This is a genomic window from Burkholderia sp. 8Y (assembly GCF_902506145.1).
Taxonomy (GTDB): Bacteria; Pseudomonadota; Gammaproteobacteria; order Burkholderiales; family Burkholderiaceae; genus Caballeronia.
In genome coordinates this window covers 1,306,078-1,329,130 of the sequence record NZ_LR733519.1, presented here as the reverse complement: position 1 = coordinate 1,329,130, position 23,053 = coordinate 1,306,078, and the positions used below count along the sequence as shown (strand labels likewise).

The 23,053-nt window shown below is 64.6% G+C and carries 20 protein-coding genes; 15 read left to right on the top strand and 5 right to left on the bottom strand.

The window, feature by feature from the left end:
* Window positions 1-88 precede the first annotated feature (88 nt).
* The 5 genes from GV035_RS05820 (at window position 89) to GV035_RS05800 (ending at window position 5,935) form a co-directional block, all read left to right on the top strand.
* A complete protein-coding gene (locus GV035_RS05820; RefSeq protein WP_159834043.1) occupies window positions 89-433 on the top strand; it encodes a response regulator in 345 nt (114 codons plus the stop codon).
* 45 nt (window positions 434-478) lie between these two features.
* Window positions 479-1,177: an SDR family NAD(P)-dependent oxidoreductase gene (locus GV035_RS05815; RefSeq protein ID WP_159834042.1), complete on the top strand. Its 699-nt coding sequence runs from the start codon at window positions 479-481 to the stop codon at window positions 1,175-1,177.
* A 236-nt stretch (window positions 1,178-1,413) separates the two neighbouring features.
* A complete protein-coding gene (locus GV035_RS05810; protein WP_236572450.1) occupies window positions 1,414-3,414 on the top strand; it encodes a TonB-dependent receptor plug domain-containing protein in 2,001 nt (666 codons plus the stop codon).
* An 8-nt stretch (window positions 3,415-3,422) separates the two neighbouring features.
* Window positions 3,423-3,938, top strand: coding sequence for a YfiR family protein (locus tag GV035_RS05805; RefSeq protein ID WP_159834040.1), 516 nt, complete (start codon window positions 3,423-3,425; stop codon window positions 3,936-3,938).
* A complete protein-coding gene (locus GV035_RS05800; protein ID WP_236572449.1) occupies window positions 3,935-5,935 on the top strand; it encodes a putative bifunctional diguanylate cyclase/phosphodiesterase in 2,001 nt (666 codons plus the stop codon). Before GV035_RS05805 ends, GV035_RS05800 begins: the two co-directional genes overlap by 4 nt.
* A 227-nt stretch (window positions 5,936-6,162) precedes the next feature.
* On the opposite strand, the gene GV035_RS05795 is transcribed toward GV035_RS05800, so the two are convergent.
* The 4 genes from GV035_RS05795 to GV035_RS05780 all read right to left on the bottom strand — a co-directional run bounded on the left by GV035_RS05795 (window position 6,163) and on the right by GV035_RS05780 (window position 12,341).
* The gene (locus tag GV035_RS05795) at window positions 6,163-7,635 is read right to left on the bottom strand and encodes a DUF1254 domain-containing protein (RefSeq protein ID WP_159834039.1); all 1,473 of its coding nucleotides are present in this window, start codon (window positions 7,633-7,635) and stop codon (window positions 6,163-6,165) included.
* A gap of 585 nt (window positions 7,636-8,220) precedes the next feature.
* The gene (locus GV035_RS05790) at window positions 8,221-10,638 is read right to left on the bottom strand and encodes an FdhF/YdeP family oxidoreductase (protein ID WP_159834038.1); all 2,418 of its coding nucleotides are present in this window, start codon (window positions 10,636-10,638) and stop codon (window positions 8,221-8,223) included.
* A 216-nt stretch (window positions 10,639-10,854) separates the two neighbouring features.
* Window positions 10,855-11,061, bottom strand: a complete 207-nt coding sequence (locus tag GV035_RS05785) for a hypothetical protein (RefSeq protein WP_159834037.1) — start codon at window positions 11,059-11,061, stop codon at window positions 10,855-10,857.
* 74 nt (window positions 11,062-11,135) lie between these two features.
* Entirely contained in the window at window positions 11,136-12,341 is a 1,206-nt protein-coding gene (locus GV035_RS05780; protein ID WP_159834036.1) for a sensor histidine kinase, read from the bottom strand.
* Window positions 12,342-12,716: 375 nt separating this feature from the next.
* On the opposite strand from GV035_RS05780, the gene GV035_RS05775 reads away from it, so the two are divergent.
* The 7 genes from GV035_RS05775 to GV035_RS05745 all read left to right on the top strand — a co-directional run bounded on the left by GV035_RS05775 (window position 12,717) and on the right by GV035_RS05745 (window position 19,450).
* Window positions 12,717-13,751: a substrate-binding domain-containing protein gene (locus tag GV035_RS05775; protein WP_159834035.1), complete on the top strand. Its 1,035-nt coding sequence runs from the start codon at window positions 12,717-12,719 to the stop codon at window positions 13,749-13,751.
* Between the two features lie 32 nt (window positions 13,752-13,783).
* Window positions 13,784-15,271, top strand: coding sequence for a sugar ABC transporter ATP-binding protein (locus GV035_RS05770; protein WP_159834034.1), 1,488 nt, complete (start codon window positions 13,784-13,786; stop codon window positions 15,269-15,271).
* Window positions 15,268-16,218, top strand: a complete 951-nt coding sequence (locus tag GV035_RS05765; RefSeq protein WP_159834033.1) for an ABC transporter permease — start codon at window positions 15,268-15,270, stop codon at window positions 16,216-16,218. Before GV035_RS05770 ends, GV035_RS05765 begins: the two co-directional genes overlap by 4 nt.
* On the top strand, window positions 16,215-17,201 hold the full coding sequence (locus GV035_RS05760) for an ABC transporter permease (protein WP_159834032.1): 987 nt from the start codon (window positions 16,215-16,217) through the stop codon (window positions 17,199-17,201). The genes GV035_RS05765 and GV035_RS05760 overlap by 4 nt, the downstream gene beginning before the upstream one ends.
* A 38-nt stretch (window positions 17,202-17,239) precedes the next feature.
* Window positions 17,240-18,148 carry an SMP-30/gluconolactonase/LRE family protein gene (locus GV035_RS05755; RefSeq protein ID WP_159834031.1) on the top strand — a complete coding sequence of 303 codons (909 nt, stop codon included), beginning with the start codon at window positions 17,240-17,242 and terminating at the stop codon, window positions 18,146-18,148.
* Window positions 18,149-18,184: 36 nt separating this feature from the next.
* A complete protein-coding gene (locus GV035_RS05750; protein WP_159834030.1) occupies window positions 18,185-19,204 on the top strand; it encodes an ABC transporter substrate-binding protein in 1,020 nt (339 codons plus the stop codon).
* Window positions 19,205-19,300: 96 nt separating this feature from the next.
* A complete protein-coding gene (locus GV035_RS05745; RefSeq protein ID WP_159834029.1) occupies window positions 19,301-19,450 on the top strand; it encodes a hypothetical protein in 150 nt (49 codons plus the stop codon).
* Window positions 19,451-19,485: 35 nt separating this feature from the next.
* Here the strand turns inward: GV035_RS05745 and GV035_RS05740 are convergent, their stop codons facing one another.
* Window positions 19,486-20,253 carry a DeoR/GlpR family DNA-binding transcription regulator gene (locus GV035_RS05740; RefSeq protein WP_159834028.1) on the bottom strand — a complete coding sequence of 256 codons (768 nt, stop codon included), beginning with the start codon at window positions 20,251-20,253 and terminating at the stop codon, window positions 19,486-19,488.
* Window positions 20,254-20,430: 177 nt separating this feature from the next.
* Here GV035_RS05740 and GV035_RS05735 point away from each other — a divergent pair, with 177 nt between their 5' ends.
* The 3 genes from GV035_RS05735 to GV035_RS05725 are packed head-to-tail and all read left to right on the top strand — an operon-like array spanning window position 20,431 to window position 23,035.
* The gene (locus GV035_RS05735) at window positions 20,431-21,285 is read left to right on the top strand and encodes a transketolase (protein WP_159834027.1); all 855 of its coding nucleotides are present in this window, start codon (window positions 20,431-20,433) and stop codon (window positions 21,283-21,285) included.
* Window positions 21,278-22,222 (top strand): transketolase family protein, encoded by a 945-nt coding sequence (locus GV035_RS05730; RefSeq protein WP_159834026.1) that lies wholly within the window; start codon window positions 21,278-21,280, stop codon window positions 22,220-22,222. Before GV035_RS05735 ends, GV035_RS05730 begins: the two co-directional genes overlap by 8 nt.
* 15 nt (window positions 22,223-22,237) lie before the next feature.
* Window positions 22,238-23,035, top strand: coding sequence for a GolD/DthD family dehydrogenase (locus tag GV035_RS05725; RefSeq protein WP_159834025.1), 798 nt, complete (start codon window positions 22,238-22,240; stop codon window positions 23,033-23,035).
* Window positions 23,036-23,053: the final 18 nt, after the last annotated feature.

Here is a 23,053-nt window from a genome sequence, read left to right as displayed (position 1 = left end):
TGTTCATGAGCGCCGTGCGCCGCGCCGATTTTCGACGTCGAGGCACGACGGTTGCGGACGAAGCTGTGACTTACACGCCGGCGGCCTCATGACATGCGTTCTTCTGGTCGATGACGACATTCTTTCTCTTCGCGCGCTCCAGGCGGTTTTCGAGTCGCGCGGTTTCAACGTTTTGCTCGCGCGAAACGGTGTCGACGCGCTCGCCACCGCCATTCGCACGCTGCCCGATCTGGTCGTGACCGACTGGGAGATGCCGCTCTTCGACGGCGTCAGGCTATGCGAGCGACTTCGCCGCATTCCGGGGCTGGGGCGCATTCCTGTCGTGCTGACGTCAGGAAAGGAGCGCCCCGCCGATGGCCCGCAAGCGTGGGACGTGTTCCTCAAAAAGCCGCTCGACTTCCGCCTGCTCGAGCCGATCATCCGGCGGTTCTAATCGAAGATCGTCGCGGGCGTGCTGTTCATGAACGGAGACGACGCCATGAATCGGATGGAAACGGCGCTGATCGTCGGAGCCGGGCAGGGCCTGAGCGCATCGCTGGCCCGGCTCTTCGCCGGCGAAGGCATGCAGGTCGCGCTCGCCGCGCGCGACACGAGCAAGCTCGCGCCACTCGTCGATGAAACCGGCGCCTTCGCCGTCGCGTGCGACGCGAGCCAGGCGCAGAGCGTCGACAACCTCTTCGCGCAAGTGAGCGGCACATTCGGCGTTCCGGACATCGTCGTGTACAACGCGAGCGGCCGCTATCGGGCGCCTGTCGGGCAGATCGACGCCCGCAAGCTCCGCGATGCGTTCGACGTGACGGCGACAGGCGGCTTGCTGGTCGCGCAGGCGGCCGCCGTCGGGATGCTCGCGCGCGGAAGCGGCTCGATACTCCTGACCGGCGCAACCGCAAGCGTCAAAGGCTTGCCGGGCTCGACGCCGTTCGCGATGGGCAAGTTCGCGCTGCGCGGCATGGCGCAATGTCTTGCGCGGGAGCTGGCTCCGAAGAACATCCATGTCGCGCATTTCGTGATCGACGGCGGCATCGCGAGCGAAACCACGCAGGGCAATGGCGACGATGCGCGCGACGCCCAACTCGACCCCGATGCGATCGCGCGGGAATACCTGCACGTTCATCGTCAGCACCGCAGCGCCTGGACTTGGGAAATCGAACTGAGGCCGTGGGTGGAGCGGTTCTAGCGCCTCGTCGCATCGTGAAGTACACGCATGACGACGCGCCCGGTCCCGGGAATAATTGCCGATGCGAACCGGCTGGCCCATCGGCGCGGGCAGATCGCGCTAAAGCGTCCCTCATCTTTGCCGATAAAAAGAACCAGACGTTCACATAAATAGCCGCAAAGATGTTGATCCCGAGTGCCTCATCGCGAAGCCCGTGCCTCGCCGCTGCGTCGTTGCCTTTGCTTGCCGGAGTGGTCGTGGCCGCCGCGTTGGGCGCATGGAGCTCGCCCATTGCCGCCGCGTCGGCGGCCACGCTGGCGGGCGCATCCGCACAGGCCGGCGGCGGCGCGAGCGATGACCTCGCGTCGCTGCCGCTCGAATCGCTGATGAGCATGACCGTGAGCAGCGCGACGCGCATCGAGCAGTCCGCGTCGAGCGCGCCCGCCGCCGTCACGGTCCTCACCGCGACCGACATCCGCGATTACGGCTGGCGCACGCTCGCCGACGCGCTCGCGACGCTGCCGGGCCTCTATGTCAGCTCGGACCGCATGTATTCGTATCTGGGTGCGCGCGGTTTCCAGCGTCCGGGCGACTACAACAGCCGCTTCCTGCTGCTCATAGACGGCATGCGCGTGAACGATGCCGTCTATGGTCAGGCGCCTGTCGGCTCGGATTTTCCGCTCGATATGGATCTCGTCGAGCGCATCGAATACATACCGGGTCCGGGATCGGCCGTCTACGGTTCGAACGCATTGTTTGGCGTCGTCAACGTGGTCACGAAGAAGGGCAGCGCGATCGGCGGCGCGCAACTCGCGGGCGCGCTCGGCAGCTTCGGCGAGAAAGAAGCGCGCGCGACGTACGGCTGGCATGGCGCGAACGGCGCCGATCTCGTGCTGTCCGCGACGGCCGCCGACCGCCACGGACAGGACCTTTACTACCCGGAATTCGATACGCCCGACCAGAACAACGGCGTGGCGCAAGGTCTCGACGGCGAGCGCGAGCAGAAGCTCTTCGCCAAGTTCGGCGTCGGCGGCTTTCGCATCAGCGCGGGTTATGGCAACCGCACGAAGGACGTGCCCGGCGCGCCGTATGACGCCGTGTTCAACGCGCCGTTCAGCGTGACGGACACCCATTCCTTCATCGATGCGACTTACACGCACACCGTCCGCGACGATATCGCGATCGACTACGAACTGTATGGTGGCCGCTACGACTACACGAGCCGCGAGATCGCGGCGCCGGCGCCCGGCATCGCCAACGTCGATGGCGATCACGCAGCCTGGTACGGCGGCGACGTCCACGCGACCGTGCGCACCGTGCCGCGCAACCGCATCGTGGTGGGCGTCGATTACACGATGAACGCGGCGCGCGATCAATGGAACTACAACGTCGCGCCCTACGCGATGTTGCTCGACGATCATCGCGTGAGCCAGCGCGCAGGCGTGTATATCGATGACGAGATCAGACTGGCCGAACCGCTCACGCTCGATATCGGCGGCCGCTTCGATACCGAAACGCACGTCGGCGGCAACTTCAGCCCGCGCATTGCGTTGATCTGGCAGCCGAGCGCGAGCGACACGCTCAAGCTGATCTATGGCGGCGCGTATCGCGCGCCGAACGCGTACGAGATGTATTACGCGATTCCGGGCGACGGCGGGCAGCTCGCGAACCCGCTGCTGCGCTCGGAGCATATCGACACGCAGGAAGTCGTCTACGAACGCGCGCTCGGGAGCATGGGACGCGCGACCGTCACGCTCTTTCGCTATACGCTGCGCGATCTGATCACCGAGTCCATCGACCCGGCTACGGGCCTCTATGTCTTTCGCAACGTCGATCGCGCTCAGGCGCGCGGCGCCGAGCTCGCGTGGCAGCAGCAGTTCGGCTCGGGCGTGCGGGCGCGCGCGAGCTACTCGTATCAGTTCTCGCGCGATTCCATCCACGGCGGCGCATTGCAGAACTCACCGCGCCACATGGGCAAGCTCAACCTGAGCGCGCCGTTGTTCGCGAAGTGGATGCGCGTGGGCGCGGAAGCGCAATGCATGTCGTCGCGGCTCGCGCAGGCGAGGTCGGCTGCGGGCTATTGCGTCGTGAACGTGGCGGTGCATAGCCGCAAGCTGGTGCCGCGCGCGGATGTGTCCTTGTCCGCCTACAACGTGTTCGATCGCCGCTATGCCGATCCCGCCGGCCCCGGCTTCGTGCAGAACGTGATCGTGCAGCAGAGCCGCACCTTGCTCGCCAAAATGGTCTACGGGTTCTGATGATGTGGATGCGTCGCTGCATAGCGTTGTCTCTCTGCACGGCCGGTTCGGTCGCGGCATGGCACGCGCACGCACAGACGGACCTGCGCAAGCTCGAGAGCGCGTACATCTTCAACTTCACGCAGTTCACGCAGTGGCCCGCCGATCGCATGCGCAACGGCGAGTTGCGCGTCTGCGCGAGCGCCCATAGTTCGTTGCGCGATGCGCTCGCCGCACTCGATGGACGAGCGGTCGGCGCGCGCGTGTGGCGCTTCACGAGTCTCGCCGAGAAACGCTTCGCCGATTGCGACGTGCTCGCGCTCGATGACGGCGACAACACGAACGCAGAGGTCCGCGACGCGCTCGCCTCGGACGACGCGTTGCTCGTCATCGCGGGCGTCGGCGCGAGCGCGCCGGGCGAGCCTGTCGTCTTGCTGATCGCGCAGGACGATCATCTGCGCTTCGACATCAACAACACCGAGGCGCTGCGCCGCAAGCTCGTGCTCAGTTCCAAGTTGCTGCGGCTTGCGAGGAGGCTCAAGTGACCGCCATAAAAACGGGCAGCGGAAGCACCGGGCAGTTGACGGTCCGCGCGAATCTGGTGAGCGTGGGCATCGCGCTCGTCGCCGCGAGCATCGTGCTGCTGCTGTATCAGGCCGTCGCGTTTCGCAGCGCGCTTTACGACGATGCGTCGCTGCAAGCCTCGGTGATCGCGGAGAACGTGAGCGCGTCGCTCATGTTCGAGGATGAAGCGTCGACCAAAGACGTGTTGCGCTCGCTCGGCCGCGTGCCGTATGTCGAATCCTTGAGCGTGTATCGCGACGATGGGCGGCTCTTCACGCGCTATGCGCGTCCTGGCATCAGCCGCGAAGAAGAGGAAGAGGGCACGCTGGAATCGACGGCGCGCCGTAACACGCTCTCGCTCGGCGACGTGTTCGTGCGAGCGCGCATCGAACATAACGGCCACATGCTCGGCCATGTGGTGCTCGTCGCGACGAGCGGTCTCGTGCGCCGGCACCTCGCGCAATACGCGTGCTTCCTCGCCATTGCGTGTCTCGGCGCGCTGTGGATCTCGACGCTCGTGATGAACCGGATGCGGCGGCGCGTGAGCGAAGCGGAACGCGAACTGGAGCGCCTTGCCCGCACCGATCCGCTGACGAGTCTGCCCAACCGCCGCACGTTCTATGAAACGCTGGACGAGCGCCTCGCGAGCGCGAAAGACCCGAGCCGTCACTTCGGCGTCGTGCTGATCGACCTCGACGACTTCAAGACCGTGAACGACACGCTCGGCCACGGCGCAGGCGATGAACTGCTGCAGCACGTGGCGCGCGTGCTGGACGAGACCGTGCGCGGGCGCGCCACCGTGAGCCGCATGGGCGGCGACGAGTTCGCGGTGACGCTCGCCATCTCGTGGAAGCGCACGGCGGTCGCGGAGCTGGCGCGCGAGATCGGCACGGCGCTGTGCCGCCCCGCGACTTTCTGCGGCCGCGAGATCAACGTGACGGCGAGCGTCGGGTACGCGAGCTTTCCGGAAGCCGGCGAGGATAGCGGCAGTCTCATCACGAGCGCGGATATTGCGTTGTACGAAGCAAAAGCGCGCGGCAAGAACACGGTGGTCGGATTCTCACCGGAGATGATGCACGCCGCGCACCGGCGCGCTTATCTCGAAGCCGAACTGCGCAAGGCCGTGGACAGCGATGCGCTCGAACTCGCGTTTCAGCCGCAGTTCGACTGCCGCACGGGAACGCTCGTGGGAGCGGAGGCGCTGGCCCGCTGGACGCACACGCGGGAGGGCGCGGTGTCGCCGGGCGAATTCATTCCGATTGCGGAGAACAGCGATCTGATCGTGCTGCTCGGGCGCTCAGTGCTCCAGCGCGCGTGCGTTGCTGCGGCGACGTGGAACGCCGCGTGTCCGGGCGTGGCCGTGCGCGTGGCGGTGAACGTGTCGGCGCGCCAGTTGCGGCATCCGGCTTTCGTCGGCGATGTGATGGCGGCGCTCGCCGCGAGCGGCCTCGCGCCGGCGCTGCTCGAACTGGAACTGACCGAGAGCCATCTGATCGCGAATCGCGAGACGGGCATCGCGGTGATGAATCGCCTGCGAGCGGCCGGCGTGCTGCTTTCCATCGACGACTTCGGCACGGGCTATTCGTCGCTCTCGTATCTGCATGCGTTCCCGGTGAATACGCTCAAGATCGACCGGTCGTTCATCGAGCGGCTTCCGGAGGACGGGCAGGCGATCGTGACCGCGATTCTCTCGATGGCGCATAGCTTCGGGCTGGATGCGGTGGCCGAAGGGGTCGAAGATCCGAGGCAGCTCGAATGGCTCATCGATGCGGGCTGCGACGTGGTGCAAGGCTTCTTGACCGGCCGGCCGATGTCGTTGGAGCAGTTCCGGGAGTTGGTGGGGCGGGAGGTGGAGGAGGAGGTTTCAGCGGTAGCGGACGAGCGATGGGCCGTGCGAGGGCGGACGGATTTCGACGACCGAGTGCTGTGCGCGCACTCGGGAGACCTCGCTGATACTCCAATCGCTGCTGGCGAGTGACGAGATCCGGGCATAACTCAGCGGGTCATTGGAAAGCGGGGGCCGCGCGGGATGCTCGTCGTTCTGCGCCCTGCCGGTTTCGTCTGCGTCTGCGAGGAAACGCGCTTGCCGTTGCGCCTGTCATCGAAGCGCGATTCAGTTTCGTGGCCCGTCCTTTGCAGCGAGGACGAGCGCCGGCAGACCGTGCTTCTCAACAGGGCAAGCGCAACGGGGTTAGTCCATGAGAGCTAGTGGGCGAGAATCACGGGTGGCGGGGTCCACGAGCCGTCGATGATGGAAGGCTTTGGCCCGTACGCGCGCAGATATAACGAGAAGGGCGCTCCACTCGGGCTTGGCAACCAGTTCGCTTCCTTGTCGGCGCCTGGCGAGTCGGCTTGGACATAGAGGGTGAGTGACCCGTCCGCATTCAATTTCAGATTCCGGTTCTTGGTGCCGAGCGAATAACGCTTCAATAGATTGGGCACAAAGAAGTGGGCACTGTCGTACATGGTCAGAGACCAGAAACCATCGACGGGAGGAGTCTGCCCCTTGGGGAAAGTCACCGTGTACCGATTTGCTCCCGAAAGCCTCTGACCATTCGCATCGAGGTCTTGATAAAGGTACTTCGTTTCCGCCGCCGCGTTCACGAGGATGTTGGACTTGGCGACAGCCGTGCGCGTGAAGTAGTCCGTGCCAAATGCAGCATTGTTACGGGTGGTGGTCCAGTGATTTCCTGCTGGGCGCCCCCAGTTCCTGAACTGCAGCAGCGGGTCGACGAGTTCCTGATCGGCTTTCGTCGCTTCGTCGATCATCGCGCGTTTGAGAGCGGGGTCGTCTTTCGCCGCGGTCAACACCGCATTGATCTGCGCGTAGCGCGCTTCCTCGCCGTGCAGAGGCGGCGTGTCTTTCAGAACCATCGGCAACTCGTCGAAGAACTTCTCGGGTATGACCCACTTCGTCTCGCCGCCCCCATCGCTTTCACCCGTCGGCGACGACAGCGTGGGCAGATGCGTCCAGTCGTGACGTTTTGGCTTGCCGTCGAATTCAGATAACGGATAGATGTCGATGCCGGCAATCGCTGACTGGATGGCGGCGCGATCTTCGGCGGTGTCGTCCATGAATACGCGCGGCACGACGAAGGCTGTGCCCGTGGTCGAGCGGAAAACCTTCGTGATGCCAGCAGGCACCTTCCCCTTCCATCCGGGTCCGACGAGCAGATAGAAGCCGGGGCGCGTGCCGTACATGGCGCCCATCTGCGCGAAACTGTCGGTCCGTGTATCGACGATCTGGTAGACCCAGAAACGACTCCCCATATCGGGAACCTGAACGACTACCGGCGTCTCGTCCAGCGCCGCGATCCCGGCGCCGTACGCAACGTCCTGATTAGGGCACGCGACCCATCGCTGTTCTGGCTTGATGTAGTCGTGCAGCATCGACATGCGGTTCAGCGGCGCGTAGGGGATCGTGCCGTTCATCAACCCTACCTTCGGCGCCTGCTTGAACGCGAGACGGCGGTTGTAGATGTTGACCATCGGCCACGCCCAGAAGTAGGTGTCGCGCGCGACCATCCGGGCATAGCTCTCGGTGATCCGCACACTCGCGTCAGGGCCGCCAGGCGTGGCATCGCTCCATCCGGGCGACGGCGCCTTCGCCTGCGCATGGGTCGTGGCGGCCGCAATCAAACCTGCGGCAATCAGCGCGAAAATCAGCTTTTTGTTCATCTTCGATCTTGGTAGTGATCGCTGGCCGATCGACACGAAGCAACGTTCATGGCGACCGACGCTGGCGGCGAGTCGTGTGCGCGGGCCGCTGAAACTGCTCGTCAGACGACCTCGCTTGCGGCTAGTTTATAGCTTAAAGGGGCGTTGTTCCCCCCTCGGATCGAGGGTGGACGCGGAAGGCTCGTTCCGTCCGCATTTGGACGCCGGTTGATGAATGCGGCGAGCCGCTTATTCGGAAGGAGAGCTATGTGTTGGACTTGCTGGTTTGGATCTCATTCCGGTGGATTTCGCCTACTCGGTTCATTGCGCGAATCCGGTCGGCAAGGGCAGCATCGAGGGGTTGCTTGGTGCGTGTCTGCGTCGGCGCAAGAGTTGAGTCGCTCGTCTTTAGGCAGTAACTATTCCGCTGCAGCGACGCTGCGAACGTAGCTGAGGAGCCGTCATTGACAGCCCGAAGTCAGAAATGTATCGAAGTCGAAGGCGCGTGCTCCAACCAACGCTTATCCGCCGACAGGCTGCGCAAAAAGAGCATGCTCTCGACGATGACGGACGCGACATCACCCGCCTTCCTCCCCGCACCCCCCCTCAGTTCGGCGTGCCCCTTACGCGCCGATGCTCCGGCTCTTCCGCCGCGACCGCCGCGCCGGTCTTGTCGTTCGGAACATCGCCGTGCTGCCACGCGTGGGCGTCCGCGCCCACCTGACAGTCGCCCTGACTCAGCGAGAGCAGCACCGGAATCGACTTGTACGCAGGCGTGCCGCTGCGTGCATCGTTGTCGGTTAGCGACACAAGACAATTCGCTTCCGGATAGTACGCGGCGATGGACCCCGGCGCGATATCGAACGCCACCGCAGTCAGCCCGCACAGACGCCGCGAGCCGCCGACGCTCACCGTGCTTTCGATCGTCTCCAGATCCACGATATCGCCGTGCTGAAGCCCGCGTGCTTCCAGATCGCGCTCGTTCACGAACACCACGTCGCGCCGCCCGGTAATCCCGCGATAGCGATCGTTGAAGCCGTAGATCGTCGTGTTGTACTGATCGTGGCTGCGGATCGTCGCGAGAATCAGCGCGTCGCTGCGGTCCACGCGCGGGTCCATCATCACGCCCTTGTGCGCAATGAAGCGCGCCCGGCCGCCCGGCGTGTCCCACCGGCGCGCGGCGGCGGCGTTGAAAAGCCGAAAGCCGCCCGGATCCTGAATGCGCTCGTTGAAGTGATCGAACTGCGGAAACACTTTCTCGATGAGATCGCGGATGCGGTTGTAGTCCGCCACCCAGCCGTCCCAGTCGAGCGACGGGTCGTCGAGCGTGGCCTTCGCCATGCCCGCGACAATGGCCGGCTCCGAGCGCAAATGTTCGGACGCAGGCGGCAGCGATCCGCGCGACGCATGCACCATCGACATGGAATCCTCGACCGTGATGGACTGCGGCCCCGTCTGCTGCACATCCAACTCCGTGCGGCCGAGGCAGGGCAGCAGAATCGTTTCCTTCGCGACGAGCAGATGCGAGCGGTTCAACTTCGTCGCGATATGCACGGCGAGGTCGAGCTTGCGCATGGCTTCGTAGCAGGCCGGCGTGTCGGACATCGCCACCGGCAGATTGCCGCCGAGCGCGATCAGCGCCTTGGCGCGGCCGTCGCGCATGGCTTCGATCGCGGAGATCGCGCCGTGGCCGTGCTCGCGCGGCGGCGTGAAGCCGAACACGCGCTCCATCGAATCGAGCATCTCCTGATGCGGGATTTCGGTAATGCCGACCGTGCGATCGCCCTGCACGTTGGAATGTCCGCGCAACGGACAGATACCCGCGCCATCGCGCCCGATGTTGCCGCGCAGAAGCAGCAGATTGACGATCTGCTGGACGTTGGCCGTGCCGCTGTGATGCTGCGTGATGCCCATGCCATAGCACGCGATTACGGCTTTCGCGTCCGCATACAGCTTGCCGATATGTTCGATCTCCCCGCGCTCGATGCCCGACGCGCCGACGATCTGCTCCCACGACGTGGCGTCGATATCCGCGATGAGTTCGTCGATGCCGCTCGTATGGTCGTCGATGAACGCGCGGTCCAGCACGCCTTGGCCGCCTTGCGCCATGCTCTCGCGGTCGAGGGCGACCACGGTCTTCATCATGCCCTTGAGGAACGCGACATCGCCGCCGATCTTCACCTGAATGTAATCCGTGGCGATGGCGGTCGAGCGGCCGGTGACCATCTCGACCGGGTCCTGCGGTGACGCGAACCGCTCCAGTCCGCGTTCGCGCAGCGGATTGAGCACGACGATCTTCGCGCCGCGTCGCGCCGCCGCGCGCAGCGTCGCGAGCATGCGCGGGTGATTGGTGCCGGGATTGTGTCCGATGCAGAAGATGGCGTCGCAATGATCGAAGTCCGCGAGCGTCACCGTTCCCTTGCCCACGCCGATGGACTCGGGCAGACCGACGCTCGTCGGTTCGTGGCACATGTTCGAGCAGTCGGGGAAGTTGTTGGTGCCGAAGCGCCGCGCGAACAGTTGATACAGGAACGCCGCTTCGTTCGATGCGCGGCCCGATGTGTAGAACTCCGCCATGTTCGGGTCCGGCAGCGCACGCAACGCCTGACCGATGCGCTCGAACGCTTCGTCCCAGGAGATCGGCAGATAGCGGTCGGAAGCGGCGTCGTAGCGCATGGGATGCGTGAGCCGTCCTTCGTCTTCCAGCGCGAAGTCGCTCCAGGTCCAGAGTTCGCTGACGGTATGGTGTCCGAAGAATTCGGGCGTCGTGCGCTTGGTCGTGGCTTCCCACGAGACAGCCTTCGCGCCGTTCTCGCAGAATTCGAACGACGACGTGCTGCGTGGGTCGGGCCACGCGCAACCCGGACAATCGAAGCCTGCGGGCTGATTGACCTTGAGGAGCATCGTCGCTTCGCGTGCGACGCCCATTTGCTGCTTCAGCGCCCGTGCGACGGCCTGCAATGCACCCCAGCCACCCGCCGGTCCGCCATACGGGCCCACGCCCGGAACTTCACGCTTGCTCATTACCGCTCTCCGTTGACCGATCTGCGGATGGGAGCAATGCTTATGCCGGTCATCGGGTGGAGTGCTTGTCTTTTTGATGCAGTGGGGCGTTGTCCGATGTCGACGTATGCCGCAGCCCTGCGAGACGCCCGCTGTACGGCACGGCGTGTCCAGGACGATTACGCGCGTTCGATCCGCCGGGTCAGACTAACGAGAAGCAGCGACGCGCGATCCCGCTCACGACTTCGGGTCCGGCTCGGCTTCCGTATCCGTGCCCGTCTTGCCGTTGCTCCGGTTCGTCACCGCGCCGGTTTCGTCGAGCACGTCGTCGAGGTCGTCGTCCGGCTCATCCGATGGCGTGCCCTCGGGCGTCGACATCCAGAAAGCAAGCGGCAGCGCGGCGCCGCGCGTGGCGTGAATCGCGGGCAGGCGGAACAGGGTCATGGCGTTGTCCTCGGCAGTGGTCTCCGGCAGCCATCAGCAAGCCCTCTGCCTGCTACGCGCGCGAGCGCAGGCGTTCAGTCAGGCTTGGTGACGGTCAACGTCCATCGCGTTCCCGCGCCCGGTTGCGACTGCACGTCCAGCCGCCCGCCGAACATGCCGACGATCCGTCGCACCGTGCTCAATCCCGTGCTGTCGCTTGCGCCCGGCGCGTAGCCGCGTCCGTCGTCGCTGACTTCGATCACCACGCCCGCGCCCGTGCGCTGCATCGCGACGCGAACGTTGCCGGGCGCGCCACCAAAGGCATGTTCGACGGCGTTCGCCACCAGTTCGTTGACGACCGTGCCGATCGCGGCGCACGTGTCGATCGGAAGCGCCGCCGCGCCGCGCGCAAGCGATAGCGTGAGCGAGACCTGGCTGCCGCGCAGATCGTAGAAGTCGTCGAAACTCGCGCACATGTTTTCAAGATACGCGCCGAGATCGACGCTTTCCGCATGGTCGCCTAGCCCGAGCAGATGGTCATAGAGCGATGCCATCGCAAAGACGCGGCGCTCCACCTCGCGAAAGCCCTTCTGGACGGCCGGGTCCGCGCATTCGCTCGCCCGCCGTTCGAGCAGCGCGGTAATCATCTGAAAATTATTGCGAATGCGATGCTGCTGCTCGCGCAGGAGCGTCACTTTAGCGTCGCGGTCTTCGATCAGTTCGTCCTGCCGCTGCCGCGACTCGATGCCTTCCGCGAGGATCGCGGCAATCGAGGCCAGAAACGAAAGGTGGGAGGCATCCACTTCGTGTCGCTGGTCGTAGTCCACTTCGAGGATGCCGTACGGTCCCTGTGCGCCGATGAGCGGCAGGCTCACCGAAGTCACCACGTGATAGTCGTGAAGAATCGCGGGCGCAAGCTCGCCGCGTTCGGCGGGTACATCGGCCACGACGACGGGCCGCGCGAAAATCAACGCTTCGCCGGGCGGATTGCCGGCTTCCGCCGTGCCCGCTTCGCGCCCGATGGCCGATGCGCCCATCCCAACCTGCGCTTTCAGGATGAGCGTGTTGTCGGCGCTCTGCAGTTCGAGGACCTTCGCCATCGGCGACGCACAGCCTGCCGAGGCGGCCTGCACGGCGATGTCGCGCAGCCGGGCAATCGAACGTTCGCCCTGGAATGCGTCGTGCAAGGCCGCCAGTGCCTTTCGCTGCCGCACGAGCACGGCGACCGGCACCGTTTCGGTATCGGAGAACGCGAGATTGTCGATGCAGGCGGCCCAGGTGGCCTTGCGCGCGAAGCTCATGTGCTCTCACGAGAAGTTGGCAGGCAGTCCAGCCATTCTAATGACTGATAGCGGCGGGCGCTCGCAGGAATTCGGCGTGCTCATCGACGAACGGGCCGGATGTCGTGCCGCTCGCGTTCCGGGCGCGCGCCCGCCCCGCAACGAATGGCGGCCGTTACCGGTAACGCCATCGAATTGCACGCGTTAGCACCAGTCGCTATACTGGCTCGGCGATCGGGTGGCCTGACCACCACGATTGGCCTGACCGCAGGACGAATCAAGCAGACTTGTCTGGAAGCGTCGCGTTCGCACCCGTGCGGATGCGCCCGGAAGAGGCGTGCTGGTGATGAAGTCGCGTCGCGCCTCTTTACAAGAACAATGAAAGGAGACGACTAGATGTTCCGTAAAGGAATGCAGGTCAGGGCCGCGCTCGCGCTCGCCGTGTGCGCCATCGGCAGCGCCGCGCACGCGCAGGTCGCAACGGGCGACACCTCGCAAAAGAAGATCGCGCTGTCCAACAGCTTCGCGGGCAACGCGTGGCGGCAGTCGATGCTCAAGAGCTGGAACGCCGTGTCGCAGCAAGCCGTCGCCGACAAGAAGATCGCCGCCGCGCCCGCTTTCACGACCGCCGAAAATCAGGTGACCGAGCAGGCGCAGCAGGTGCAAAACCTGATTCTTCAGGGCTATAACGCGATCGTCATCGACGCCGTTTCTCCCACCGCGCTCAACGGTACGATCAAGAAGGCCTGCGCCGCGGGCGTGGTCGTCGTGTCGTTCGACGGCGTGGTCGACGAACCGTGCGCGTATCGCGTGAACTTCGACTTCAAGGGCTGGGCGGAGCAGGGCGTCGACTATCTGGCGACGCGGCTCAACGGAAAGGGCAACATTCTGGAAGTGCGCGGCGTGGCCGGCATTTCGGTGGACAACCTCATGCACGAAGGCGTGCTCGACGGGCTCAAGAAGCATCCGGGGCTGAAGCTCGTCGGCTCGGTGAACGGCGACTGGACGCAATCGGTCGCGCAGAAAGCCGTCGCTGGCATTCTTCCGACACTGCCGCAAGTGGATGGGGTCGCCACCGAAGGCGAAATGTCGTTCGGCATCGCGCAGGCGTTCAAGGCTGCGAATCGCCCCGCGCCGCCGATGATCATCGGCAGCACGTATCCCGAGCTTCAGTGGTGGAACGAGCAGACGAAGACGGGCTATCAGTCGCGCTCGCTGTCGAATCCGCCGGGCGCGGTGTCGTTCGCGTTCTGGGTCGCGCAGCAGGTGCTCGCGGGCAAGAAGATCCCGAAGGAAGTGACCATCAACGTGCCGCTGCTCGCCATCTCGCAACAGCAACTGCCGGCCAAGCTCGCCGCCACGCCGCCGGGCGGCATCGCCGACGTGACCTATACGTTGCCGCAGACCGTGGCCTTGCTCGACAAGAAATAAGCACGCCAGTCGCCACGCATGGAGGCATGTGAATGGGCGCAACAGCAAGCATCAGCAACGAGGAAGCGGGCGCGCTGATCCGCTTCGAAGGTATCGGCAAGACCTTCGGGCGGGTGCGCGCGCTCGCGGACATCGACTTTGCGTTCATGCGCGGTGAATGCGTCGGCATCGCGGGACACAACGGCGCGGGCAAATCGACGCTGATGGCCGTGCTCGCGGGCGTATACGCGCCGACGCAGGGCCGCATCGAAGTGGATGGCCGCGACGCGCCTCACTACGACGCGAACGCTGCGCGCCATGCGGGCGTGCGTTGCGTTTTTCAGGAGCTGTCGCTCTGCCCGAATCTGACGGTCGCCGAGAACATGACCATCGTGCATCCGCAACTGCGCGGACGCGGCTGGCGGCGCCGTGCGACCGCGCTCATGCGCGAGAAGCTCGAGGAGATCTTTCCGGGCAATGGGCTCAAGGGCAATGAACTTGTTTCCGATCTGACGCTCACGCAGAAGCAGATGGTGGAAATCGCGCGCGGTTTCACGGTCACGGATACGCCCGTGCGCCTTCTGATCCTCGACGAACCCACATCGTCGCTCGATGCTCACACCGCCGATCAACTGCTCGCGTTCGTGCGGCGCGCGGCGCAAAGCGGCATCACGTGTCTGCTCATCACGCACATGCTCGGCGAAATCGAACGCGTGGCGGACCGCGTGATGGTGATGCGCGACGGCGGCATCGTCGGCGTGTTGCCGCGCGAGCAGTCGAGCCGCGCGTCGATCATTCAGGCGATGGGCCAGCAACTCGAAGCGGAGAAGACGCCCGCGACCGCACGCACGCGCAATGCGCGCAGCGAAGCGAAGCCTTTGCGCTGGAACGTCGGCGCGAGGAAGCACACGGCGATCGAGGCGTCGCGCGGCGAGATCGTCGGCTTCGCGGGACTCGCGGGGCAAGGTCAGACCGAGGCGCTGCTCGCGATCTACGAAGCGGCGACGAAGCGCAGCGCGGCGCGCGTGAAGGCGGCGTTCGTCGCGGGCGATCGCGGGCGCGACGGCGTGTTTCCCGTCTGGTCGATTGCGCAGAACCTCGACTTGCGGTGGCTGCTCGGCGGAGCGAAACCGAAGCGCGGTCTCGTGGACCTCTCGGCGGCGCGCGCGCTCGTCGAAGCGTGGCGCGCGAAGATCGGCATACGCGGCGCGTCGATGAGCGCGGGCATTTTGTCGCTCTCGGGCGGCAATCAGCAGAAAGTGCTGTTCGCCCGCGCGCTGGCGTCGGACGCGCAACTCATTTTGATGGACGACCCCACGCGCGGCGTCGATGTCGGCACCAAGCGCGATATCTATCGCCTCGTTCACGACGAAGCCGCGAAGGGCCGCACGTTCATCTGGTACACGACAGAAAACGAAGAGCTGTCGCATTGCGACCGCACGTATGTCTTCCGCTCGGCGGCCGTCACGCGCGTGCTGCACGCCGACGAATGCACGGAAGAGGCGCTGCTCGCAGCCAGCTTCGAGGAACAGGCCGCATGACACCCGCGCGCACCACTTTTCAGGGCACGCAAGCGCGTCTGCGCGCGCTGCTTCCGGCCATCTCGCTCGTCGCGGTGCTCGTGCCGATTCTCGTCATGCAGCCGACGGTGATGAGCTACTTCGGCTCCAGCCTGCTGCTCAATCTCGCCGTGCCGATCGTGCTCGCGACGCTCGCGCAGCTCGCGATCATCACCGTCAACGATCTCGACTTGTCCATCGGCTCGTTCGTGAGTCTCGTCGCGTGCATCGGCGCGACGCTGCTCGTCAAGCAACCGTGGCTCGGCACGCTCGCGCTCGTCGGCTGCGTGCTCGCGTATGCGGCCGTCGGCGCGTTGATCGAACTGCGGCAGATTCCGTCGATCGTTGTGACGCTCGGGCTTTCGTTCGTGTGGAGCGGGCTGGCCATCGTGCTCTTGCCTTCGCCGGGCGGCACGAGCCCCGGCTGGCTCGGCACCGCGATGAGCTATCAGACGCCGTTCATAGCCGCGCCCATCGTATGGTCGGTGCTGATCGCCGTCATCGGGCACTTTCCGCTGATGCGAACCTCGGCCGGCGTGCGTATTCGCGGCGCGGGCGGCAATCCGCGCGCGATGCGCCGCTTCGGCTGGTCGCTCGTGCTCAGCAAGGCGACGCTCTACGGCATCGCGGGCGTGTTCGGCGTGCTGTCGGGGCTGTCGCTGCTCGGCCTCACGACTTCCGCCGACGCCAACCTCGCGCTGCGCTACACGCTGCTTTCGATCGCGGCGGTGATTCTCGGCGGCGGCGAGTTCGTCGGCGGGCGCGTGTCGGTCATCGGCGCGGTGCTCGGCGCGATCACGCTGACGCTCGCGGCCTCGTTTCTGGCATTTCTCAACATCTCGGCGGACTGGCAGGTCGGCATGCAGGGCGCGATCCTGATCGTCGTGCTGTCGTTGCGCGTGCTGCTGCAACGCGGGGAGCGGCAATGAAGACGCAGACATCGGGCGAGGCTCTCGCCGCAAACGAAACCGCGTGGACGCGGCTCAGAAGCGTTCAGGCGCCGTGGGCGTGGTCGTTCGCCGGGACGGTGCTCGTGTGGTTCGGCATCGTCGGCATCTTCGGCTTCGGTATTGCGAGCAATGTCGCGCAGACGGCGCTCACCTACGGCGTGTTCATGGTGCTCGTCGGTCTCGGGCAGATGCTCGTCATCACGTCGGGCGTCGGCAACATCGACCTCTCGGTGCCCTCGACCATCGCGCTCGCGGGCGTCGTCGGCATGCACGTGATGGGCGGAGCGGACGGGCAGATCCTGCTCGGCGTGGCGGCCGCGCTCGGCGTCGGCGCGGCGATCGGCATCGTGAACTATCTGCTGATCCGCCTGTTGCGCATTCCGCCGATCATCGCGACGCTGTCGTCGAGCTTCATCATCCAGTCGATCGCGATCACGCAGGGACGCCAGCTTCCGCCGCCGCCGCCCGCGCTCGGCGCGTTCGCCACGGGCCGGCTCTTTCACGTGCCGTATATCGCGCTGCTCGCGCTCGCGTTGTCGGTGGCGCTCGCGGTGCTGCTGCATCGCGCGGTCTATGGCCGCAGGCTGTCGGCCATCGGACAGAACGCACGGGCCGCGTGGCTCGCGGGCGTGAACGTGCATCCGACGCGCTGCATCGCCTACGTGCTGTGCTCGATGATCGCGGCGCTCACCGCGCTGCTGCTCGCGGCGACCTCGGGCGGCGCGTCGCTCGACATGGGCGTCGAGTACATGCTGATTTCGATTGCGGTCGTCGTGATCGGCGGCACGCTCGTGACAGGCGGCAAGGCGACGATTGCGGGCGTCTGGGGCGCGTCCATGTTCCTGTTTCTCACGAACGCCGCGCTCAACGCGGTCGGCGCGGATGCGGGCGTGCGCGCGATCGTCTATGGCGTACTCATCATCGCGGTGACGGTGGCGGCAGGCGGCAAGACGGCGCGCTGATATACGACAGATTCGATCCACGGAAAGGACGAGGAGACATGAAACCCAGCGACTTCGAAGTGCACGATCCGCGTTTCAGGCTGCTGCTTCAGCCGAACGCGTTTCTCAGCCGACTTACTGACGAATGCCTGTGGGCCGAAGGGCCGGTGTATTTCCCGGCGACGGACCTGCTCGTCTGGAGCGATATCCCGAACAATCGCATGATGCGCTGGGCGCCCGGCATGGGCGTGGGCGTCTTTCGCGCGCCGTCGAATTACAGCAACGGCAACACGCGCGACCGCGAAGGCCGGCTCGTGACGTGCGAGCACGGCGCGCGGCGTGTGACGCGCACGGAGCACGACGGCAGCGTGACCGTGATTGCTTCGCACTTCGAAGGAAAGCGGCTGAATTCGCCGAATGATGTCATCGTCGATTCGAAGGGCGACATCTGGTTCACCGATCCTGACTACGGCATTCTGAGCGATTACGAAGGGTATCGCGCGGACAGCGAGATCGGGCGATGCAATGTGTATCGCGTATCGCCGCACAGCACCGACGTGCAACTGGTCTGCGACGACTTCGTGAAGCCGAACGGACTCGCGTTCTCGCCGGATGAATCGCGGCTCTATATTGCGGATTCCGCCGCCTCGCACGACGACGAAGCGCCGCGTCATATCCGCGTGTTCGATGTGTCGAGCGAAGGCGCATTGCGCAACGGGCGCGTGTTCATCGAGATGCAAAGCGGCGTGCCGGACGGCATGCGCCTCGACGAGCACGGCAACGTCTGGACGAGCGCGGAAGACGGCGTGCATTGCTACGCGCCCGACGGCACGCTGCTCGGCAAGATTCTGATACCGGAGGTCGTCGCCAATCTGACGTTCGGCGGCATCAACCGCAATCGCCTTTTTATCGCGGCGACGTCGTCCATTTATTCGCTTCATGTCGGCGTGCGCGGCGCGGGGCGCTGACACGCCAACCTATCAAATCAAGAACTGGAGACAAGCATGAAGATCACGAAACTCGCGCTGGCGCTGTGCATGGTATCGGCCTCGGTGGGCGCGTCGGCGCAGGTCGCAACGGGCGATACGTCGTCGATGAAGATCGCGCTTTCGAACAACTATGCGGGCAACAGCTGGCGCCAGCAGATGCTCAAGAGCTGGTCGAACGTGGCGGACCCCGCCGTGAAGCAGAAGATCGTCGCGGCCGCGCCGAGCTTCACGACGGCCGAGAGTCAGGCCACCGAGCAGGTCCAGCAGATTCAGAACCTCATTTTGCAGGGCTTCAAGGCGATTGCCGTCGATGCCGTCTCGCCGACCGCGCTCAACGGCGTCATCAAGCAGGCGTGCGGCGCGGGCGTGACGGTCGTATCGTTCGACGGCATCGCGACCGAGCCGTGCGCGTATCGCATCGCGGTGGACTTTCAGGGCATGGGCCGCATGCAGGTGGATTATCTGGCGAAGCGCCTGAACGGCAAGGGCAATCTGCTCGAGATTCGCGGGCTCGCGGGCGTCTCGGTGGACGACGAGATCCATCAGGGCATCGTCGATGAACTGAAGAAGTATCCGGGGCTGAAGATCGTCGGTTCGGTGCATGGCGACTGGACGCAGACTGTCGCGCAAAAGCAGGTCGCGGGCATTCTACCGACGTTGCCGAAGATCGACGGCGTGGTCACGCAGGGCGGCGACGGCTTCGGCGCTGCGCAGGCGATCAAGGCGGCGGGACGGCCGACGCCGATCATCATTCTCGGCAACCGGCAGGAAGAACTCGCGTGGTGGGCCGATCAGAAAAAGAGCGGCTACGAGACGATGTCGGTCACGATTCCGCCGGGCGCGTCCACGTTCGCGTTCTGGGTGACGCAGCAGATTCTCGCGGGCAAGAAGGTGCCGCATGATATCCGCATGCCGGTGCTTGAAGTGAAGCCCGAGGAACTCGACGCGGTGCTCGCCAAGACGCCCGCCGGCGCGCTGGCGAACAAGGAGTACACGCGCGAAGAGGTGGTCGCGGTTGTCGATGGGAAGAAGTAGGGCGGCGGCGCGGTGCTTGCCCGCGCCTGACTAGTACAATCGCGGGGCGCGCTGCATTTTGCAGCGCGTCCTCGTTGAATTGTTATGGAGAACGAAGTGGAAAACGAAACGATCGAGCCACGCCATCAGAAGCCTCAAGCCCGCCAGGGCTGGACCGAAGCCAGTAAGGATCTTGCCGATAGCGGCGAAGATGTCATGGTGATGGGTGAATTTCCGAACGCCGACGACGCGGAGTTGACGTGGTAGCGCGATGAACGCGTTGCCACGCGTCGCCCCACCCTTCACGCATACAAAATCTCGATCCCGTTCCCCGTCACCCATTCCGCGAATTCCCCGCCGAGCCCCTCGTCCGTCACGAGGTAATCGATGCGATCCATCGCGCCGAAGGCCGCGAACTCGCGCTTGCCGAACTTCTTCGAATCCGCCAGCAGATAGACGGTCTTCGCGGCATCGATCATCGCGCGCTTGACGTGCAGGTCGATGAAATCCGGATACGAAATCCCCGATTCCATCGAGACGCCGCCCGCCGCCAGAAACAGCTTGTCGACGAACATGCCCTCGAAGAAGGTCGATGCCTTCTCGCCCGATACCGCGATCGTCTCCGGCTTGAAGATGCCGCCCGTGAGCATCACGCGGTTGGTCGGCTCCGCGCCGAGCAAAATCGCGATGTTCAGCGCGTTCGTCACGACGCGCAGGTTCTGCCGGTCGAGCAGGTTCTTCGCGAGTTCCGTCGCGGTCGCGCCGCAATCCAGGATCACGGAATCGCCGTTCGCGATCAGGCCCGCCGCCTTCTTGCCGATCAGCGCCTTCTCCGGACTCGTCGGCAGCACGGGCGTCTCATAGCTGCGCCGCGTGCCTTCGCCTTGCGCCGCCTTCAGCCGCACGTTGCCATGCACGCGTTCGACGCGGCCCAGCCGCTGCAATTCGTCGATGTCCTTGCGTATCGTCGGCATCGACACGCCGAATTCGCTGGAAAGCTCCGAGAGCTTCACCAGTTTCGCGGTCTGCACGCGTTCGAAAATCTTCTCGGTCCGGGTTCGTTGATCCATTTCTTTGTTTTCCTGCGCAGGCGCTGCATGAAAGCGCCTTTCCAGCCCGCATTGTGCCCGATCAGAACATCGGCGGCGCTTCGCTAGGTGTTTTCCCTTTCGCGTTGATTTGTCTTTGACTTTCGAAAGAAAGTAAAAGAAACTGCGTTCAGGCAAACGGGAAGTCTGGGAGCAGGAATGGAAAACCCTTTCAAGCAGTCCGGCGACGCGCTTCACCGCCGGGCGCAAGAGATCCGCAAGAAGATTTGCGTCATGAATGCGACGGCCAAGAGCGGTCACACGGGCGGCGACATGTCCGAGGCCGACATCCTCGCGGCGCTCTATTTTCATGTGCTGCGTTATGAAGTCGATGCCGGACGCAAGGTGCGTTGGCATGACGAGTTCATCCTGAGCAAGGGGCACGGCGTCGGCGGTCTCTATTCCTGCTTCGCGGAGCTCGGCTGGCTGAGCGACGAAGAGCTTCTCACCTATCTGAAGGACGATTCGCGCCTGCCGGGCCATCCGGTGCGCCAGAAGCTGCCGACCTTCGTCACCGTGAACACCGGCGGTCTCGGCCACGGCTTTCCCATCGCGGCGGGTCTCGCCATGGCCAAGCAGCGTCATGCCGCGAAGACGGAAGGCGCCACGGGCCGCGTGTTCGTGTTGACCGGCGACGGCGAGCTGGAAGAAGGCTCGAACTGGGAAGCCGCGATGGCGGCGGCGCACTTCGAACTGTCGAACCTCGTCGTGATCGTCGATCGCAACCGGCTTCAGCTCGCCGACTTCACGCACAACATCATGGACCTCGACCCGCTCGACGAGAAATTCCGCGCTTTCGGTTTCGAAGTTCACGACGTCAATGGAAACCAGCCCGACTCCATTTGGAAACTATTGGAAAGTCTCGATTACGACAATCGCAAGCCGAAAGTCGTGATCGCGCACACGATCAAAGGTCGCGGCGTGTCGTTCATGGAAAACGTGCCGGCCTGGCATCACAAGTTCCCCGACGAAGACCAACTCAAGCAGGCGCTGAAGGAGCTCGACCATGCGTGAACTCGCTGACTTGCGCGACGGCGCGGTGAACGCGATCAGCCGGCTGACGGCGGCAGGGCAGGACATCATCGTGATGGTCGCGGACTCCACGTCGACATCGAAGATCGGCCCGTATCTGGAGCGCTATCCGGACCGCGTCATCAACGTGGGCATCGCGGAACAGAACATGGTCGGGATGGCGGCGGGGCTCGCGCTCGGCGGACACATCGTGTTCACCGCGAACGCCGCGCCGTTCCTCGTCGGGCGCGCCAACGAACAGGTGAAGAACGACGTCTGCTACAGCGCGACGAACGTCAAGATGCTCGGACTGAACGCAGGCGTCGCCTACGGGCCGCTCGCATCGACGCATCATGCGATCGACGATCTTTCGATCATGAGCGGCTTCGGCAACGTGCAGATCTTCGCGCCATGCGACGAAGCCGAAGTCGCGCAGGTGATCGACTATGCGGCCTCGGTAGACGGACCTGTCTACATTCGCCTCGACAATGCGAAGTTCCCGGTCGTGCATGACGGGTCGTACCGCTTCGAGCCGGGCCGTCCCGATGTGCTGATCGAAGGATCGAAAGTCGCGGTGATCGCGCTGGGATCGGTCGTCGGCGAGGCGCTCGACGCGTGCGAAGCCCTGCAAAAAGAGGGCGTTGTGAATCCGACGCTCGTGAATCTCTCGTCGCTGCGGCCGCTGGATCAGGACGCGTTGGCTTCGATCATCCAGCGTCACGAGACGATCGTGACCGTCGAGGAGCATTCGCTGCACGGCGGTATCGGCGCGACGGTCGCGCTGCTGATGGCCCGCCGTCAGATCAGCCGGCCGCTGACGACGCTCGGCATCACCGAAGGCGAATTCGCCAAGTACGGCACGCGGAAGGGCATTCGCAAACACTATGGCATCGACGCGGCCGGTATCGCGAAGGCCGTTCGGGCGCAGTGCGCTCAGTAAAAACAGGAGACGTGGATGAGCATTCAGTACGACATGTCGCTGCGCCACGGCGTGGACTTCGACTTCCGGCTCGATGGAAAAGTGGCCGTGGTGACGGGCGGTCTCGGCGGCATCGCGATGGCGACGAATGCCGCGTTGATCGCGAAGGGCGCGCGCGTCGCGATTCTTTATCCGAGTTTCGAAGAGCCGCGCGTGCAGGCGGCCATCGAAGAACTCGGCGCGAACAACGCGAAAGCCTTCCCTTGCGATGTCGCTAATGAGGCCGATGTCGAAAAGGCCATCGCGGCGGCACATGAACGCTTCGGCGGTCTGCACTTGCTCGTGAATGCCGCGGGCTGCATCACGCTGACGCCTGCGGAAAACATCGGCTATGACGAATGGCAGCGGCAGATCGGCGTGAATCTCACCGGTCCCTTTCTGTGTTCGAAGCACTTCGCGCGCGTCGTGCTCGCAAGCGGGCATGGCGGCAAGATTGTAAATATCGCCTCGCAGGCAGCGACCGTCGCCATCGATCAGCATTGCGCGTACACGTCCGCGAAAGCGGGGCTGATCGGCATGACCAAGGTGCTCGCGAAGGAATGGGCGCCGCGCGGCATCACCGTGAACACGGTCTCGCCGACCGTCGTGTTGACGCCGATGGGCGCGGCTGCATGGGAAGGCGAGAAGGGCGAGAACATGAAGAAGCTGATTCCCGTCGGACGCTTCGCTTATACCGACGAGATCGCCGCCGCCATTCTCTTTCTGCTGTCCAACGGCGCGGACATGATCACGGGCGCCGACATCATGATCGACGGAGGCTACACGATCGCCTGAGCGATCGTCTGAGCCAGT